This is a genomic window from Brevibacillus fluminis (assembly GCF_052072235.1).
Lineage (GTDB): Bacteria > Bacillota > Bacilli > Brevibacillales > Brevibacillaceae > Brevibacillus_D > Brevibacillus_D fluminis_A.
Genome location: NZ_CM125436.1, coordinates 674130 through 691160, shown reverse-complemented (window position 1 = coordinate 691160; position 17031 = coordinate 674130). Strand labels below are relative to the sequence as shown.

General features: G+C 50.6%; 10 protein-coding genes. 2 read left to right on the top strand and 8 right to left on the bottom strand.

All coding sequences use genetic code 11. The features are described from left to right. Window positions 1-56 precede the first annotated feature (56 nt). The 7 genes from ACTID9_RS03715 to ACTID9_RS03685 form a co-directional block, all read right to left on the bottom strand. A complete protein-coding gene (locus tag ACTID9_RS03715) occupies window positions 57-1454 on the bottom strand; it encodes a hypothetical protein (protein WP_441069883.1) in 1398 nt (465 codons plus the stop codon). Between the two features lie 411 nt (window positions 1455-1865). Further along, a complete protein-coding gene (locus ACTID9_RS03710) occupies window positions 1866-5018 on the bottom strand; it encodes an AAA family ATPase (RefSeq protein WP_441072397.1) in 3153 nt (1050 codons plus the stop codon). Window positions 5019-5068: 50 nt separating this feature from the next. Next, complete coding sequence (locus tag ACTID9_RS03705; RefSeq protein WP_441072395.1) at window positions 5069-5698, bottom strand: hypothetical protein; 630 nt, start codon at window positions 5696-5698, stop codon at window positions 5069-5071. A gap of 28 nt (window positions 5699-5726) precedes the next feature. Further along, window positions 5727-7163, bottom strand: a complete 1437-nt coding sequence (locus ACTID9_RS03700) for a hypothetical protein (protein WP_441069882.1) — start codon at window positions 7161-7163, stop codon at window positions 5727-5729. Then, window positions 7139-8275, bottom strand: a complete 1137-nt coding sequence (locus ACTID9_RS03695; protein WP_441069881.1) for a DUF2399 domain-containing protein — start codon at window positions 8273-8275, stop codon at window positions 7139-7141. The genes ACTID9_RS03700 and ACTID9_RS03695 overlap by 25 nt, the downstream gene beginning before the upstream one ends. Window positions 8276-8638: 363 nt before the next feature. Beyond that, entirely contained in the window at window positions 8639-10129 is a 1491-nt protein-coding gene (locus tag ACTID9_RS03690; protein WP_441069880.1) for a 4-hydroxyphenylacetate 3-hydroxylase family protein, read from the bottom strand. Between the two features lie 15 nt (window positions 10130-10144). Next, window positions 10145-10369: a hypothetical protein gene (locus ACTID9_RS03685; RefSeq protein ID WP_441069879.1), complete on the bottom strand. Its 225-nt coding sequence runs from the start codon at window positions 10367-10369 to the stop codon at window positions 10145-10147. A 93-nt stretch (window positions 10370-10462) separates the two neighbouring features. Between ACTID9_RS03685 and ACTID9_RS03680 the strand changes: the two genes are divergently transcribed. Beyond that, window positions 10463-11110 carry a Crp/Fnr family transcriptional regulator gene (locus tag ACTID9_RS03680; protein WP_441069878.1) on the top strand — a complete coding sequence of 216 codons (648 nt, stop codon included), beginning with the start codon at window positions 10463-10465 and terminating at the stop codon, window positions 11108-11110. A gap of 40 nt (window positions 11111-11150) precedes the next feature. Beyond that, window positions 11151-11768 carry a Crp/Fnr family transcriptional regulator gene (locus ACTID9_RS03675; RefSeq protein ID WP_441069877.1) on the top strand — a complete coding sequence of 206 codons (618 nt, stop codon included), beginning with the start codon at window positions 11151-11153 and terminating at the stop codon, window positions 11766-11768. A gap of 68 nt (window positions 11769-11836) precedes the next feature. Here ACTID9_RS03675 and ACTID9_RS03670 read toward each other — a convergent pair whose 3' ends face one another. After that, window positions 11837-16720 (bottom strand): collagen binding domain-containing protein, encoded by a 4884-nt coding sequence (locus ACTID9_RS03670; RefSeq protein WP_441069876.1) that lies wholly within the window; start codon window positions 16718-16720, stop codon window positions 11837-11839. Window positions 16721-17031: the final 311 nt, after the last annotated feature.

Sequence of the window (17031 nt, the reverse complement as noted above, 5' to 3'; positions counted from 1 at the left end):
AGTACTGAAGTCAAACTGAAACGATAAATTTAAAAAGAATAGCACTCACACATGTGCTATGTGTTTGCCCTGCCCATCCCATGAAGGGATGTTCGGGCAAAGCCGTCTTTCATCCCACGATTGAAACCGTGGGCTTTCAGTCGGCAATTACTGTAATAAACAGTAGAGCTGTTCATTCCAGCCGGATAGCTTCCCGGCGGGTTCTGGAGCGTAATCTTGAACCCGCTCGGATTATTCTCTACGTCAAGCATCGGGAAATGATACTCTCCGCCCTTCAAGCTGATTTGGTATTGATAGGGCGCCTTGTTCGCCAGCGCCGGGACTACCGTGCCATCTGCATATTTGCCGTTCCACGTCACGGTATTCGATCCAGGTGTCGCCACGTTTTCCAGCACAACGTCCTCTTTCGGATTGAACATGCCATCCGGCGCGTTGCCCGGGCCATTTGTATCGATAATGATTTGATAACTGCCGGTACGCGTGGTGGTGAAGGTAAAGGTTCCCCCTGCCCCCTCCGTCGTAATGTTGCCTGTCTGGTTGCCGCTAAAGGCAATGTCATCCGCTTTTGGCGGCGTCTGGGCCGTTGTTTGAAAAGGCAGGTCGCTGCTCGGCGGGTTGATGAACACGCGGTGCGTAATATCTACACCTGAGTCAGCGACTCTCGGGTTCTGCACGTTGACGCCCTCTGTCCCGAGCGGAATGGAATGGTACAAGGTTGAATTGTCGTACGCGTTGACATACCCCCTGTTGTTGGCGAAAAAAATGAAGCCGTATGGGTCCATCCCGTTCATTTCCGTTTTGTACTGATAGCCGTCCTTGGTCAGAATATAAACATCCGAATTCAACTGGACGTTGTTGCTCCCCATATTTAGCGCCAAATAATTTGAGAATACCCGGCCCGTAAGAGGGTTATTTTGGGCGTCCACCACCGTGATGTCCCATGCGGCAACTGTTTTTGCCTGTTTGCCATCGGTGGCAAAGTTCGTGATGGTCGTAATGGGAGGCGGGTCCTGTTGAGTCGGCGATTTGGAAGCTCTGAACTCGACTTCCCAAATTCCTTCCTGCTCCGGTCCGACTGTTATCGTGTAAGGCTTGTAGCCGCCTTTTGCCGGAAAAGGGCCGTTTGCTTCCTTTGCCAGCGTGTCGATATTACCTGTGCCTGCTGTTGTCACATCAATCGAAATCGTATCTCCATTCGGCGCCCGCACCACGATGTCCTGATTCGACGGAGCGTCCGTCACGCTTGACCCCAGATCGATCGTTTCACCTTCTTTGGCATACACTTTCATCACGTTTTGTCTGACGATGTTGGAGGTCTTGCTGGAATCCCACTCCAAATACGGGCGGTACCCTCCGTTCCTGATCAGATCCTTGCTCCCTTCCGCATGCGCAAGCAGTGGGGTTGCCGAGACAATCCCCAGCATGCAAGCTGCAGCGAAGAACATTTTCTTCATGCTACTCCATCTGCCCTCAACCATTTCATCAACTCTTTTTCTTTTTGGATAAGCCTCACCTGTGATGTTCCCTGCCTGTGATCCCTGCTTCCGCTTACCTCCTACTTTTTTCCTGTTTTTTCGCCAAAATTCGACATAGGGCGTCGGTGACTATTGTACCAATCGCCAATAAACATTTTCTGAACAACCGCAATTTGCGGTACTGTCATCGTAAAAAAACAGCTGCACCAAGCTTTTTACGATGTATAAAAAAAGACACCGGATCATCGCTCCGCGTGCCTGTACATCTCCGCTATTCTCTTACAAAATCAACCCTCTTCAAAACAGCTCCCCAAGCGATACCCCGCATGACTTCCAATTCCCGTTTGCTCAAGAGCTGCGAGCCCTCTGTGCCGCTTGCGATCGAGCATCCTATCCCCCCACTTTCACGATCCCTACTACTTTGCTCTTCACTTCCATCGGGTCGTGCTGAACGATAAATGCCTTGGAAAACCGATTCAAATAGGTTTCTTCATGCGACTTTGGCGTCAAAATAACCAACTTCCGCTTCAATTCTTGCACATACAAGTCGAACACTTTCGATTTTCGACTCTCATCGAGCGCACTATCGAATTCGTCGAGAACAATGAACCCCGGTGTGGTTTGCAGATTTTGCAGCAACGCCAGGGCAAACAGAAGCGAGCTGAGCGATTCTTCCCCGCCTGATACTCCCTTCCCCACTTTCCCTCCACGCGCTTTTGTGCTGACATCTTCCATCGAACCGCGGTGTCCTTCTTTACGGGCTTTGATATAAAGTTTAAAATGGACTCTCTTTCGCTGGTCTTCATACGACTCCCAGCTAATATCCCCTTCAAATTGAAAATGGCTCATATACACCCGAAACCGTTGTTGCAATTCAAGGACACGCATATTGATGGTCGTTTCCATTTGATTTCTAAGCTGTTCCGTTCGTTCCTTATCTTGTTCAAGCAAAATGCTCGTCCGTTTGAATTCATCATCCAGACGCTCGTATTCATATTTCGCGGTCTCGTAATTGTACGATGCTGCCGGATCGATCCCTTCTTCCGTTCTCGCTTGCTCCAGTGTCACACGACCCTTTTCACGGTCCCTTTTTAATTCCGGAACGGTTCCTGTTTTTTCGACATCAGTCCGCGCATAAACATCAGGAAACAGATCAGGAATCACGTTTTTCAAGTCATTCAGCTCTTTTATGGTCTGGACAAGCTCCTGATTCGTTGCATCGATCTGGTCCGAGTGATCGTCCAGTTGCTTTTTTCTTCGGCGGAGATCAACCCCGACGTTCTCCAGCGCATCGGATAATCTCCTGATCTCCCGTTCTTCCTGATTGATCTTCCTTTCCAGCTGAACAAGCTCGTGTTCCATCTGCTCCATTACGCCATTTTGTTCCCTGATAAAGCTCTTCTTCTCTGCCAGTTTCATGCGCAATTCATTCAATTCCTCATATTTCCCCTTCATCTTGCCCAGCTCTTCATAGATAGCCTCTTCCTCGCGCAAGATTTTCTCCAAGGCTTCCTGCTCGATCTGAAGACGGAGGATGCGTTCCTTTTCTGCTTCCAATCGTGTTATTTCCTGCTCGATTGCCCTTTCCGCAGCGATTTCCTCTTTCCATTTATTTCTCATCAAAACCCGCTGATGCTGATTTGTCATGAACGCTTCCGCTTCCCGAACCTGGTGAATAATGCTATTTAGCTCCTGTACGGTTTTCGTATCAGCCTGTATCTGCTGCTCAATGCGGGAGGTCTTCTGAGAAAGACTGTCGATCAGCCCCAAAACCTCTTGTTTTCGGGCACGCAGCGCCTTCACGCTCAAAATCGTTTTGTCTTTTTCTTGAGGACCGCGAATTCCGATCGGATCAAGCAACGTACCATTCTGAATGCAAAATAAGCCATCCTTGAAAAACTGCTCTACCCACCAAAGCGCCTTGATTGCTTGCGGAATTTCTTCTTCACACAGACCTTCCTTCACTCGAATGTGAAGGGCAGGCAGGTGCGTAACAAATCGGTCCGGCACGATTTTCATCAAAGGCACATGATACAAATCGTTAGGCGGGTTCACATGTGTTCCATTGAAAAAAATCGTATATTTGATTGCCTGGAACAGCTGCTCATCTTTTAACCGCGCTGTTTCGTCCATTTCAATAAGCTCGCGCAATGGATAGGCTTTGATCTGTTGGGAACGAAACCATTTCATTGATTCTACTTGACGAGCTGACAAATCGCGTTCTTCTTCAAGGAAAGCGTGTTCTTCACGTAACTCGTGCAAACGCAATGCCCATTCCCTTTTCTTGTTCATGTTCTCCTCGATGCCGCTTTCAAGGCCCGCAATCGTTTCCTGGACATCATGACTACTTGAATATTGATGCAGTCTTTCAAGATGGGCAGCTTCCATGATCTCATCGGCGGCCACTTTCCCTTTGATTTCCGCTATTTTCGCAACTTTTTCCTGCCAGGCCAGCCTTCGCTCGGCCACTGCCGATTGCGTCTGATCATAAGCATCTTTGGTTATCCTTTTTTCAGCCAGCAGTTTTTGTAACCCGGCTTTCACCTGTTCGTCCGATCGAGTAAGTTGGCTTTTTCGCAAGGTGATCGCTTCTAACTCCTTCTCAAGCTCCCCGATCTGCTTTTGGATGTCCCGGAGACAGTTGTTTGCTTCCTCCAGTTGCTGAACCGTTTCCGCAATTCGTTCATTCAGGAGCTGATGTTCACGCTTGCGTATTTCGACACCTTCCAGCGCCTTCTCTTTTTCGGCTTGCTTCATCGCTTGCTCCATTTGTATTTCTTCGAGTTCTCCTTGCAACTGCTCTACCATTGCACGCAGGCTTTCCTGCTCCTTTTTATAATGATGTTCGAGACGAAGCAACGCCTCAAGATACAACGTTCCGCCTTCCTTCAACCGCTTCCGGTTGTCCAAAAAACGATCGAGCGCAGCCTTTTTCATGGATAACTCGGATTTCATATATTTTACATTCAGCTCTGAAACCCTGAATGTTTCTTCGGTATCCTTCCGTTTTTCCATGCTTTCTTCCCAATCTCGCTGAACCTTGTCAATCCCGTGTATTTCGCTGAATATGCGGAAGCGTTCCTCCGGATGCATGATCGCAAATTGATTGACCTCTTGCTGGTACCAGATCAGATAAAATAAATCCGGGTCAATTTTGTACTTATACTGTAAATCTTTCTTGTAAGTGGAAAAGTTATGAAACCGATCGCCAGATGTGTAGGCGATGACCTCATCCCACTTATCGATCTGCTCCCCCTTACCAATCGTAAACTCTTTTTTCAGCGGTTGGCCCGGTTCCTGAACCATGTTCAGTGTAAATTCAATAAAAGGGGGCGCATCGATTTTCATCCAGCCATCATTTTTAAAAAGCAAGGAAATTTTGGCTTTCCATGTCTGATCAACCGGTAAATTGCGAGATTTCAACCCTTCTGTGTCTACTTTCGAGGAATACAGAACAGCTCCCATACAAAAGGTAATTGTCGATTTCCCCGCACCATTCGGACCGGTGATCAAAACATGATCATCAGCACCGGACAAATCCATTAACGTTGGAGGATAATCCCTGACTCCCGAAAATGTAAGCCGCCATGGAATCATTCGTTTTCTCCCTTCTGATAAAGGTTATAGCGCCTGAAAAATTTCAATACTTCTTCTTTGTTCAATTGATGGGATTGGCTGAACTCGGCTGTACGCCGCAAAAAGGAATCCGAAAACAGATGGACGCCAATTGCTGTCAGCTGATAGGCTTTCTCTTGTGAGTGGGTATCATAGTCTTCAATCGCACCAATTTTTCGCAAAGGGTCGATATTCAACAAAATCCGCTGATTGGCTTTGGTCGTTTCATGTCCAAACGCATTCAGCAATTGATCAAACAATGTAAATTCATGCTGCAACACTTCCTGCTGATAAAACATATACAAGAGGATCGCCAAGCTTTCCTTCGTCAATGTGTTGCGGGCGGCTCGAGCCGGAACGCGCATCAACGCGATAAGTTGATCGCGCTTTTCATCATAGATCACTTTAAAATAACGGCTTACCGCCTGATTGATCCGAGTGAGAAATGAGTTGAATTTTTCATCATCCCCTTGGATGTGAAGCTGCTTCTCCACCTCTTTTCTGGAAAGACCAAAGTTGCCGGAACGTATGGAGGCCGAAGACGAGAACAGAATGTTCATAAAGGCAAGCTCCTCTTCTTCCGTTAAAACTCCTTTTACCAACTGCATTACATTTAAGGGATTCGCGTTGATGTCATCATGATCGTTTGTCGTCCCCCTCCTGTTTTGTTCGATTTGTTCGTTTTCGGATGATGGTTGCTCGATCTTCATGATTCATCCACTCCCATTTTCTCTTATATGCAGGCAGTTCTTTTTGCCCCGTTGTCTTGAGCGCAATTTTTTTGCTTCCGACCAAAGCCGAAATTGCAGTCAGCGCATTTACCGCATCGCTCCACTGAGCCGAAGTTGCTTCAATCACGACTTGTTCAATCAATGCTTCTTCACGGTTGTCCAAATAGGACTCGATTTCTTCCGTTTCAATCATCGATTTCGTTAACAGCCATTTTGATTGACCCATCATTTCTTCCATTTCATCGATCGATATTTCTTCTGCGAGAAAAACGGTGTCATCTTCCGTTTCGTCCATCGGTTCGACCAAAGGTTCATACGTTTCCAAATAGTGTAACGCTTCTTCAATGGCTACCGCAGGCAAAGGGGCGGCAAATTTGACGGGAATCCATAATCCATCAACTGACTCATCCTCATACTGCCCCTGTTCCATAAAGCTCAACAATTGATAGACGTTCGGGACATCGGAATCAAGCGGTGGATCGAACATCTGCCCGATGAACGCGCGTACCTTTTCGGGTTGAATCGTCGTGGAAAAGGGTGTTTTTTGCATATGCGTGAACTTCAAATACTTGCTGATCATCCCGAGGCTCAAGTTGGTTCCTTCGGCCAAAACCGCTGTTCCTTTTTGCATGACATTCGCCAGAACCAGGCTATCTTCTACCGTTTGAAAGTGACGAAACCGCTCTTGCAATTTCATCTCAAGCTCCTCCATTAAATGATGGATAAGCTCAAGCTGCTGCAACGCATTCCGGTCAGCCAGCATCTCCAATTCGCGTTCTTTCATCAATAAAATCGCGTTTTCAACATTGCGGATCATGCTTGCGATCTTGTTGCCGCCGGAGATTCCGTGGTCATCGTAGGCTTCACTTAGCTCAGCATCGCGTCTCGCTTGAAAAAGGGAGCGCCCGATATCATCATGCATATAGTAAGCCATGGAATCGTTCGCCAGACGGAGCAAGGCATCCATCATTCGTTTTCCAACATCTCGCATTTTTAACTGACGTGACTGCTTGGAAATCCAGTTGTATTTGACAAGAATATTGATCACTTGCTCAACAGTCTTTTTGGTTGGCGGTTCTGGATCGCGGTAACGGTTACGATAGCGATAATAAACGGTATCCGCATTTTCAATCGGATCATCAAGACCAAGCGCCTCTTCGTTAAACAATTGAATCAAGCGGAGGAAGCGCAAAATTTGGGCGGGAGACTGAAAAGCATTTTGCGATCCCAAATCGCCTAATACTCCTGCCAAAGAAGCGATATCCCGCATCGACTGCATAATCTCGGGAGCCGCTTCATCCCCTTGGAAAACAGATACTAACGGGCGATCCACTTTTTCCAATCTTCCACACCTCCCAAAACTTGCTCCTGTTCCACCGCTCGATGCTGCAAAAGCGTCGTCATATATTCCTCATAATGCTGCCAGCTTTCCATTACCTCCAGTTCGTGGGTGACCCACTTTATGGCAAATTTTCCACATGGTGAAACAGCCTCATATAATTCCTTCGCGATTTTTACACCATCGGGGTCATAGTCACTCCATATGATGACTTGCACAATTGAACTATTTTGCAAAAGCTGCTGAATGCATGTCCTGTGCGATGTTCGCAGATGCCCATCGACACAGATCGCAAGCGAATTCGTCTTCATTAAAAAACCATTTTCAGCCGCAATCCGGGTCAATACGCCCCGATTTTCAACCAGCCACAGCGTTTCAACTTCCGTCGTATAAGCTTCATCCGAAATCGACAGATCGGTTAACGCATGGACAGGTCCAAACTGGTAGGCAGAATACCGGCCCGTCATCTGCCCCGAAAAGAAAAGCGGTGTGATCGTGCCCAAACTCGTGAGGCCGAGGGAAACGGCTGGACATTGCGCCCACTCCTCCAATTGAGCGATAAAGTCGTCTTTCTCCAAATCAAATGCTTTCGATCCCCCGATCTCCTTGTAATAATGCGCGCCGATTTCTTTCCAGTCAAAAACAGCTTTTTCATGGCAAACCTGTATGAAAGCTACTGCAAAATGAAGAAATTTCAACCGTTTCGTGATCGACCACTTTTCGGGGAAAAGCGGGGATACATGCAAACCTTGGAGTCCTTGGGCTTTCATCTCGCGTATATTGCTACTGATCCGCAGCAAATTTCTCTTGTATTTGGTTCCTTCCGGTTCAAAGCTGCTCGCGAGCGATGCCGCATTCTCTTTCCAGCCTTGAAACATTTGCAGCATCGCATTTTGTTTGTTCTGCATTTGCTCCGCTTCGTATTTGTAATAACGAAATCCCATCCGATACTGCATGGAATCAACCGTTTTTTCATCCTTCTGAAACCGAATTTCCTTGATAATCCACCCGTTCTCCAACCATCGGAGGGTAAGCGGATTGTGATCATCCAGCGTAACTCTCTTTCTTGGAGAAAGAGACAGCTTCCGCAGCTCCTCATCAGGAGATTCTTCCAAAGGATTGCAACCGTTAGGAGAAAGCGTAAGAATACCTGCAACGCGATACGTTCTTTCGGTCCGCCTGATTATCTTTACATCAACAAACGGAGAATCCGGCATTGTATTTCGATCGGGATCAAGTTGTTCTGATTTTTTTATGATGAACCTGTTGATATAGTCAATGATTACTGGATCAATCATGTATGTGCCACCCTCATGTATTTTCGTGCATCTCTTCTTAATAGTAGCAAAAAGGTCGTGGCATCATGGCATGTAAATACTAGAGTCACTCGCGATATACAACTTGTAACGACAAAAAAAGACGCCAAATCTCATTGGCGTCTGCAATACCTTGCGAACAAGGCCACTCAATTTTCTGTCCTACTGCGGAATCGTCTCCGATCCGGTCTCGATTTTTGCCTGATACACGCTGAGTGCCTCGTCGACCAGGGAACAAGCGTGCACACGTTTGAAGTTGTTGTAAAAAATCGCACGTTTGCGGAGCGGATCGCCCGTATAGTAGCGTTCATATTGCAGCAGCCGCTGCCCGAACGCTTCGCCGCACAGATCCCATGCCAGCTTGAACAGACGAACCCTTTCTGTGCCGGAGATTCCTTCTCGTCCCGCGTAATATTTCTGCATATCTGCCGCCAGGTCCGGATGCTCCATATCGCTATCGGTCGGAGACATGAGCAGCCCGCCTGCGCCGATGATCTGCATGACCTCGATCGCGCGCGGATACAATTTCGGGAGAAGCCCGCGGATCGTTTCGAGCGGCACGTACCCCGGCATCAGCTCACCCGACGGCAAGATGTCGTACTCCTGCTCGGCAACCTTCAGCAGCGCCCGAATGGATTCCAGCGACTGCGCCAGCTCGCCCAGATCATTTTGGACATTCAGAAATACGTCCACGCCGATCGAGTCGGCGAGCCGCATCGCTACCTCTGTGGCGAATTGCAGCTTTAGCAAGCCCCTCACACCTGTCTGGTGCGCAGGCTGCTGCCCGATGCCCGTCTGCGGATACAGGAGGTTCGCCGCTTCCACGTTGTTGTACAAAAACAGGCGATCCCACGGCACCAGCACGTCGTCAAACACGAGCACCGCGTCCATCTCCTCAAAGCGCGATGCCAGCGGATGGTCATAGACGGATCGGGTCCCATCCTGCATCGGCTCCCGGCAAATGATGCGCAGGCCCGGCGTATCGATCGGCAGGGCGAACGCGAGCGCATACCGCTCATCCCCCGGCTTGAAGCCCGGGAACGAATAAATGATCACTTCATCCGTGATCGGCGCAAGCGTCGCCAGCATTTTGGCGCCTCTGACGATCAGCCCTTCCTCTGTTTCCCTTACGGCGCCAAGATGCGTATATACATCCTGCTGCTCGTGCGATGACTTGCTGCGGTCATTTTGCGGATTGATGATCGCATGGGTCAAAAACAGATCGTTATCCCGCACATGTTTGTAATAATTTCGCGCATTTTCCGCCCATTGCGGATTATACTTTTCCAAAAACGAGGCGTTGTGGTACAAAGACGTCAGCACAACATTGAGGAAGTCCGGCGTTCTGCCCATCAACCCGAAGGTGGCACGGGCATACGCTTCATACAGCGCGCGTCTTGCCTGCAGATCGGCCGGCGTTTTGACGACGAGGAATGCGTTATTGACCCGTTCGCCGGTCTCCTCGCAAATGTGCGTAATCTGCTCCTGGTACTCCTCATCGTGCTGCATATCATAAAGCTTCGCAATTTCAAGGATCGGCTGCCGAAAAACGGCTTCCTCACACACGTTCGTCACTCTTCGCCCTTGCAGCCAAATTTCCGGCTGCCGGGATTTCAAGCCTTTGATGTACTGGGCACCAGTGCGGATTCCCATCGTGCTTTCCCCCTGTTAGATGGTTTGGATGATTGCATTATAATATCTGACGATTTTGAACATTGTAGCCTGCTTAACGTCATCGCCGAAAAAGTAACCGCTGTTTGCGAGTTTTCCCCGGAAGTGTAAATCAGTTAACATGATTTCGATTTTTTCTGGAAAAACAGGGCATTTCCCAGCAGGCATATTGTGATGTATGATCGTATTTTTATATAATTGCGATAATTGTTTTTTGGACACCACAGACTCCACTCATGTTACCTGCGCGCAGGCAATATCATGAAAAGAACAGCCTGCCTGGGTTCGATCATTGTGTGGGAAGGAGCGTTGATCATGGTATCCCCATTTGAAACCGATATGAAATGGGAAACGTTCTTGGAGTTCGGCACCCGTCAATTTTTCAAGGCAAAATCGGCCATCTACAGGCAAGGAACCATGGGGGAAGGCTTTTACTACCTGCATAAAGGCTTGGTGAAAATCGTTACCTCAACCGTCAAAGGGAACGACCGCCTGCTCAACATCGTGGTCCCCGGTCAAATCATGGGACTGCAGTCCATGGACCAGCAATTGCACTTCACCACAGCCATCGCCGTCAAGCATGCAGTTGTCTACCACTTCTCCTGTGCTCAATTTCTCGACATGCTGAAAGTTCGCCCCGAATTGCTGTCGCTCTTAACCCAAACCGTCAACCAAAAAATGCGCATCCTGCTAAACGCGATAAACTTGAAAGCGCTTACTTCGGAAGAGCAGATCGCCCGTCTCCTGCTCAACATTTGCGAGGATTTCAAAAACCACGAAGTCCCTCTCACCCAGCAAGAGCTTGCCGATTGCGCCGGACTCACCAGGATCACCGTCTACAAAATCCTGAAAAAATGGAAAGAAGACGACATCATTGAGCTGCGCAACCGAACCTTTGTCATCAAGCGCCCCGAACGGCTGAAGCCACTGCTGGTCGAAAGCCAGGCGATCCAAACGGTATAACCGTCTGGCGACAGATGTTTGCAAAGGAGCGGCGATCAAAATGGCGAACTTGCGCTATCAATGGACCCCATTCTTACTGTATGGCAAAAAGCTGGAAATCAGTAAACATACGACCGTTTACAGCCAAGGGGAAACCGGAAAAGGGTTTTATTATCTTGATAAGGGGGGTGTGAAGATCACGCTGCTGTCGGACAACGGCCATGAGCGAACCATCGATTACGTCCCTGCCGGCGGATTGTTCGGGGAGCATGGCGCCTATAACGGCACCTACCTGACATCGGCCATCACCACCTCCCCGTCCGTACTGCACTTTTTTTCCGACGATGCCTTATCCCGCGTCTGCCGTGATCATCCGCATGCAGCCATACTGTTTACCAATTCACAAATCTTCAAAGTACGACTCCTCGCCGAGATCATCGCCTTCCAAGACAGCCCGGTCGAGCAGCAAATGGCCAACTTTTTGCTGAAGCTGACCGCAGTCCACGGCGATGAGCACGTCCCGATCGACCAGACATCGTTCGCCCGCTACATCGACACGTCGCGGATTACCGTGAACAAGATTTTGCAAAAATGGAGGCAGCAAGGGCTGATCGAGCTTGCGGGACGCAGCACCATTCGGGTGGTCAATGCCGAGGGCGTGCGGGCGATTTTGGGTTGAAGAACGGGTCGAAGTAGAAAAAAGATGACTTCTGCACTGGTTACAGAAGTCATCTTTTTCGTGTTGAGTTAGTTCCGTTGCTTCAGTTTCTTCCTGTTCGCGATACCAATGCCCAGCAAAATCAGGCTCACACCGAGAACCTGCAGTGGCAAATGGCTCTCTTCGCCGGTTTTCGGCAGCACCTGGCCCGCTGGCTTCGCAGCGGTTTTATGACCTGTGCCTGTGCCGTTATTCTCCGGCTTGTTTCCGCCTGCCGGCGCCTGAAGATCGACGTCAATCAAGTCTTCAGGTGGCGTTGTACCTGTTCCGGTCGCTGTTCCTGGCTTGGCGCCTGGCTGTACGGGTGTCGGTGTGATCGGGGTTAACGGAGTGTCCGGTTGGCCTGGCTCAGGCTGACTCGGCTGTTCCGGTCCCGGTGTGTCTGGTTGACTTGGCTTGTCCGGTTTATCCGGCCTGTCGGGGTTGTCCGGTTTGTCCGGTTTCGGATCGACTGGCGGATTGACCGGCGGTTCTACGGGCGGATCGACTGGCGGTTCTACCGGTGGCTCAACCGGCGGTTCTACTGGCGGATCTACCGGCGGATTTACAGGCGGTTCTACCGGCGGCTCTACCGGCGGTTTCGGCTCTGTTCCACCGCCTCCGCCTCCACCTCCTCCGCCGCCCCCACCGTTATAGCGGATGTTTTCCACTGTCACGGTCGTTTCACGGTTTTGGGCAACGGTGAACGCAATCAGTTCCGTCTTGATGAGATAACCGATCGGTGCACTAACTTCTTGGAAAAAGTAATTGCCAGGTCTGAGATCCGTAACTGCAAGCTCACCGTTTTTATCCGTGGTCAAAACGGCCAGCTCATCGCCGTTTTCGTCTTTCAGCGGATTTTTCTGCTCATCGAGGAGTCGGAATTTCGCTCCTTCCAGCTTCACACCGGGACGTCCAGCCTCCACTTTCGTCAGCTTGACCGAACCCGGGATCAGTTTGTTGGCAAATGTGAGTTTCACAACCACGCCGTCGTCCACGATTTCGAATTTCAATGGCGTGTTGTCCAGCACATAGTCTTGCGGAGCTGTTGTTTCAACGAACTGATAGCTTCCTGCCTTCAGCTGCTCCACCAGCACCTTGCCGTCCTGATCTGTGGTCAAGCCGCTCTTTACAGGCTTGCCGTCCGCATCCTGCAGCTCGAATACTGCCCCTGCCAAAACGGTCCGGCTGTCAAAGCGATCGACCTTCAGCAATTCCACAGAACCGACACTGCTCTCATTTTTCATCGTAGCGGTTTTGGGCGCGGTCTGGCTCGGATCAATCGTAAACGGAATCGGCGTTTGATCTATTTTATAGCCTCGCGGTGCTTTCGTTTCAATCAGTTGATAATCGCCTGGTTCCAGTTTCGGCAGGAACACTTTTCCGTTCGCGTTCGTCGTGAGTTCCGCGAATTCCGCCACATCTTCAAAAGCTCCATTTTTCTTCTGCTGGAGTTTGAAAACGGCACCTGGCAATGTTTTCGTCGCGTCCGCAGCGTCAACCTTCGTCAGTTCAAAATCCCAGACGCCTTTTTGGTTCGCGACTTGCACTTCCGTATGTGTAGCATCAAACACGTACAGCTTGCCATTTTTATACTCGTCCGGAATCACGTAACCGGATGGTGCTGACAGCTCTTTGATCACGTACGTTTTGAACTTGTACTTTTCAAAGGTGGCCTCACCGTTTTGATCGGTAACAGCCGTGGCAAGCAATGTGCTGCCCGTCTTGTCATAAAGACCAAAGGTCGCTCCCGCCAAACGCTCGCCCGTGTCGGCATCGACTTTGATGATCTTCAGATTTCCTTTGCCCAGAATGTTTGCGCCGCCTTCCGCTCCCGAGAAACGGGTTTGGAAGTTCCCTCCGCCTCCCTGGTTGACGGTGCCGACTGACTGTCCGGCGAATTTGACGCTGTTGCTGACCGTCTCGCCATTATCCGCATTGATGAACGATTTGTACTCGAGCATGTATGCGGTGCGCAGCTTGTTTTTGAAGGTAAGCGTAAACGTGTTTCCGGCTACTGTCACCGTGTACTCTCCGCTGTCCACGAGCCCACCCATGGTGAGCGATCCGTCTTGTGCGACCTTAGTCTGATACAGCTTGAACGAATCGGGAACCAGGATTTGATTCGGCGACAGCGTGTCGGTCAAGGTAGCCCCAGCCTCAATGTCCGACTGGCTGCGGTTGATGTCGACATGCCAGAAGGCGAATTCTACATCTGCGCCCGTACCCTGCTTGCCGGTTTTATTGACGAACTCATCGCCGAAACGCGGCTTGACGCTTGCCGACTTCTTGAACAGCACCTTGTCGGGAGCAGCGCCATCACGCAAAGTAGCTCCATTCTTGTATTCCGCTACAACCGGGTACCCCTCGAGCGTCGTCTGGTACGTGATGCGATAAGCTGAGTTGATCGGCCCCAGCTTCAGCTCGAAGCCTTCTTGCTCGTCTGCATCCGTCACCGTGTAATCGACGGTATAATCCGTTGCGGGCACCAATGCACCGACGATTACACCATTGGCGTTTCCTTTTAACGTCAAGCGATTGACGGTCAATGAATTGGCCACCATTTTTTGCTTGCCGGAATAAAAGTCGCGCACGATCGCGTCCGCGAGGTTGTGCTGGTTGTAGTTCACATCGATGGTCCAGGTGATAAGCTTTGTCCTGGCGTCATAAGAGCCGGTTTTGTTACCATTCTCTTTCGTGTAATTATCCATATCGACTGTCGCTGATTTGGTGATCGGCACTTGCGGCGTGCCGTTTTCGTCCCATGTCAGCACGGCCTTATTTTTGTACTGAACCGTCTTGATCTTGTCCGGATCGAAGTATGTCGGGTCAAATCTCGTTTTGTACGTGATCGTGCAGCTGTTCGTGAGCGGATTTTTCAGGAAGGTGATTTTGATTCCTTTGCTGTAATCCGGATTCTCCTCGACCTGATAGTCGACTCCTGCCGTCAACCCTGTGATTTGCAGCGTGTCTGGCAGAAACGCCAGCCCTTGATCGGCGAAACTGTCCGTGATGATCACATTTTCCATGCTCTTGTTGTCATCATTGAGCGTCAGCTTCCACTGGATCGTCTTCGCGGCAAAATCGACCGGCCCCGCATACTTCCAGAAAATAACCTGCTTGATGTTTTGCGTCGTGTCTTTTTTCGTGCCGTCATACATTTTGACCGAGTTGGTTACCGGATAGCTGTCTTCATGGACACGATTGATGGCCCGCGTCTTGTAGCTGATTTCATAAGCGGCGTTGATGTCCTGCTGGAACTCCAGCTTATAGCCGTAGCTTGTCTTCGTGACAACATAATCGGTCCCTTCGGCAAGCGGCGTGCCTGATTTGCGAGAAGCGTTGCCGTTGTTATCGATTGCCATCTCATACACGCTGAATGTTCCGTCGACCAGCTCCTGATGTGTGACGTCGAATGAGTCTTCAATCCATGCATCCGTTTGTGCGATCGTTTGTTCATTGTAGTTGTACTGAATCGCCCATGTGATCGTCTGCGTGGAGGATTGGTAATCAATCGATTTTTTGTCGAGCGGTTTGCTGTATCGCACGGCGACAGAGGCCGTTTTTTCCAATGGGGTCGTCAGGTTGTCTCCCTGAACTGTCGCAGTATTCGTATACGTTGTATCGACCGTCTTCTTGATGGCAGTCGTGTAGGTTACGCGATAAGCCTTGCTGGTATCGCCTAAAGTCAACTTGAAGCCATTTTCCGGAACGTCAAGCATGACGGGGGTCACGGCAACAGGAGCGCCCTCGATCACGCTTCCGTTCAACTGGACGTTCAGCTCGCGGACTTGAAGCGAGCCCGCCACGAACTCCAGCCCGTCCGGCAGGCGGTCGGTGAACACAGCGTTCTTGATCTCGCTTTCATCCTGATTGAAATCGACGACCCAGCTGATTTCACTGGGGTTCATGCCTTTGTTGGCTGTGCCGCTCTTCACCATTCCCGTGTTTCCATTGGTTTTGAAGTGGACCGGAATGGTTACAGAGTCCCCTTGGAAAAGGAACTCGATCTCCTGCTTTGTCCCGCCATCGAACTTGCCCTCGTCAAATTGGCGCCATGCCGAGAAGTAGCCCTCCACTTCTTCATCCTCAATCATATCGGAGAATGTGAACGTGACCTCGCCTTCTGGCGTCACCAGATATGTCCCGAAGCCACCGGCAAGATTTCCGTCCAACTCCTTTTCGACCTTGAACTTGTCAGGAAGCTGGAATGTAAACGTGGAGCCTGCCTTGTACGTATGCCCATCCGGCAACTTCCATGTGAGATACACCTCTACGCGAGCTCCTTGATCAGGGCGAACTTCATCGATCCGGTTGCCATCCTTATCTTTGATGACCACACTGGTGATGATATTTTCTGTGATCGGACCGTCGGAAGGCTGATTGACGGGCGGTGTGGGCGGTGTTCCCGGGTCGGGTGCAGGCGGTGTCCCCGGGTTCGCTGGGTCGGGCGGCGGCGTTGTTCCTCCGTCTCCCGCGCCTGTCCCCGGATTCGCTGGATCGGGCGGTGGAGTCGTCCCTCCGTCTCCCGTGCCTGTCCCCGGATTCGTTGGGTCGGGCGGTGGAGTCGTCCCTCCGTCTCCCGTGCCTGTCCCCGGATTCGTCGGGTCGGGCGGGGGCGTTGTCCCTCCGTCTCCCGTGCCTGTCCCCGGATTCGCTGGGTCGGGCGGGGGGCGTTGTCCCTCCGTCTCCCGTGCCTGTCCCCGGATTCGCTGGGTCGGGCGGTGGCGTTGTCCCTCCGTCTCCCGCGCCTGTCCCCGGATTCGCTGGGTCGGGCGGTGGCGTTGTCCCCCCGTCTCCCGCGCCTGTCCCCGGATTCGTTGGGTCGGGCGGCGGCGTTGTCCCTCCGTCTCCCGTGCCTGTCCCCGGATTCCCTGAATCAGATGGCGGGGGCGTCCCATTATCGGTTCCCCCGCCCGGATCGCCTGATTCATTCCCGGTGATCCCCTCCGCGCTTGCGATCCCGGAATGACCCGGCATACCAGCGCTGACGAAGGCAGCAGGCAGCAAGAGATTGAGAACCAAAGCTACTGCCAGGAAAGAGCAGAACATGTTTCTGCGTGTTCTCATACCAAGAACGTTCACCTCACTATGCTGTGTTTTCTTGGTTCACATGTCGTTGGCTCCTGCTGAAATCGGGTGAAAAAAATCGGCACCATCACTATTTCGCTGCGGCAACACCGTGACACATGATCGTTGCCTTTTGCTTCCCACTCCTCTCCACCACCCATCTCTTTTTCTGTTG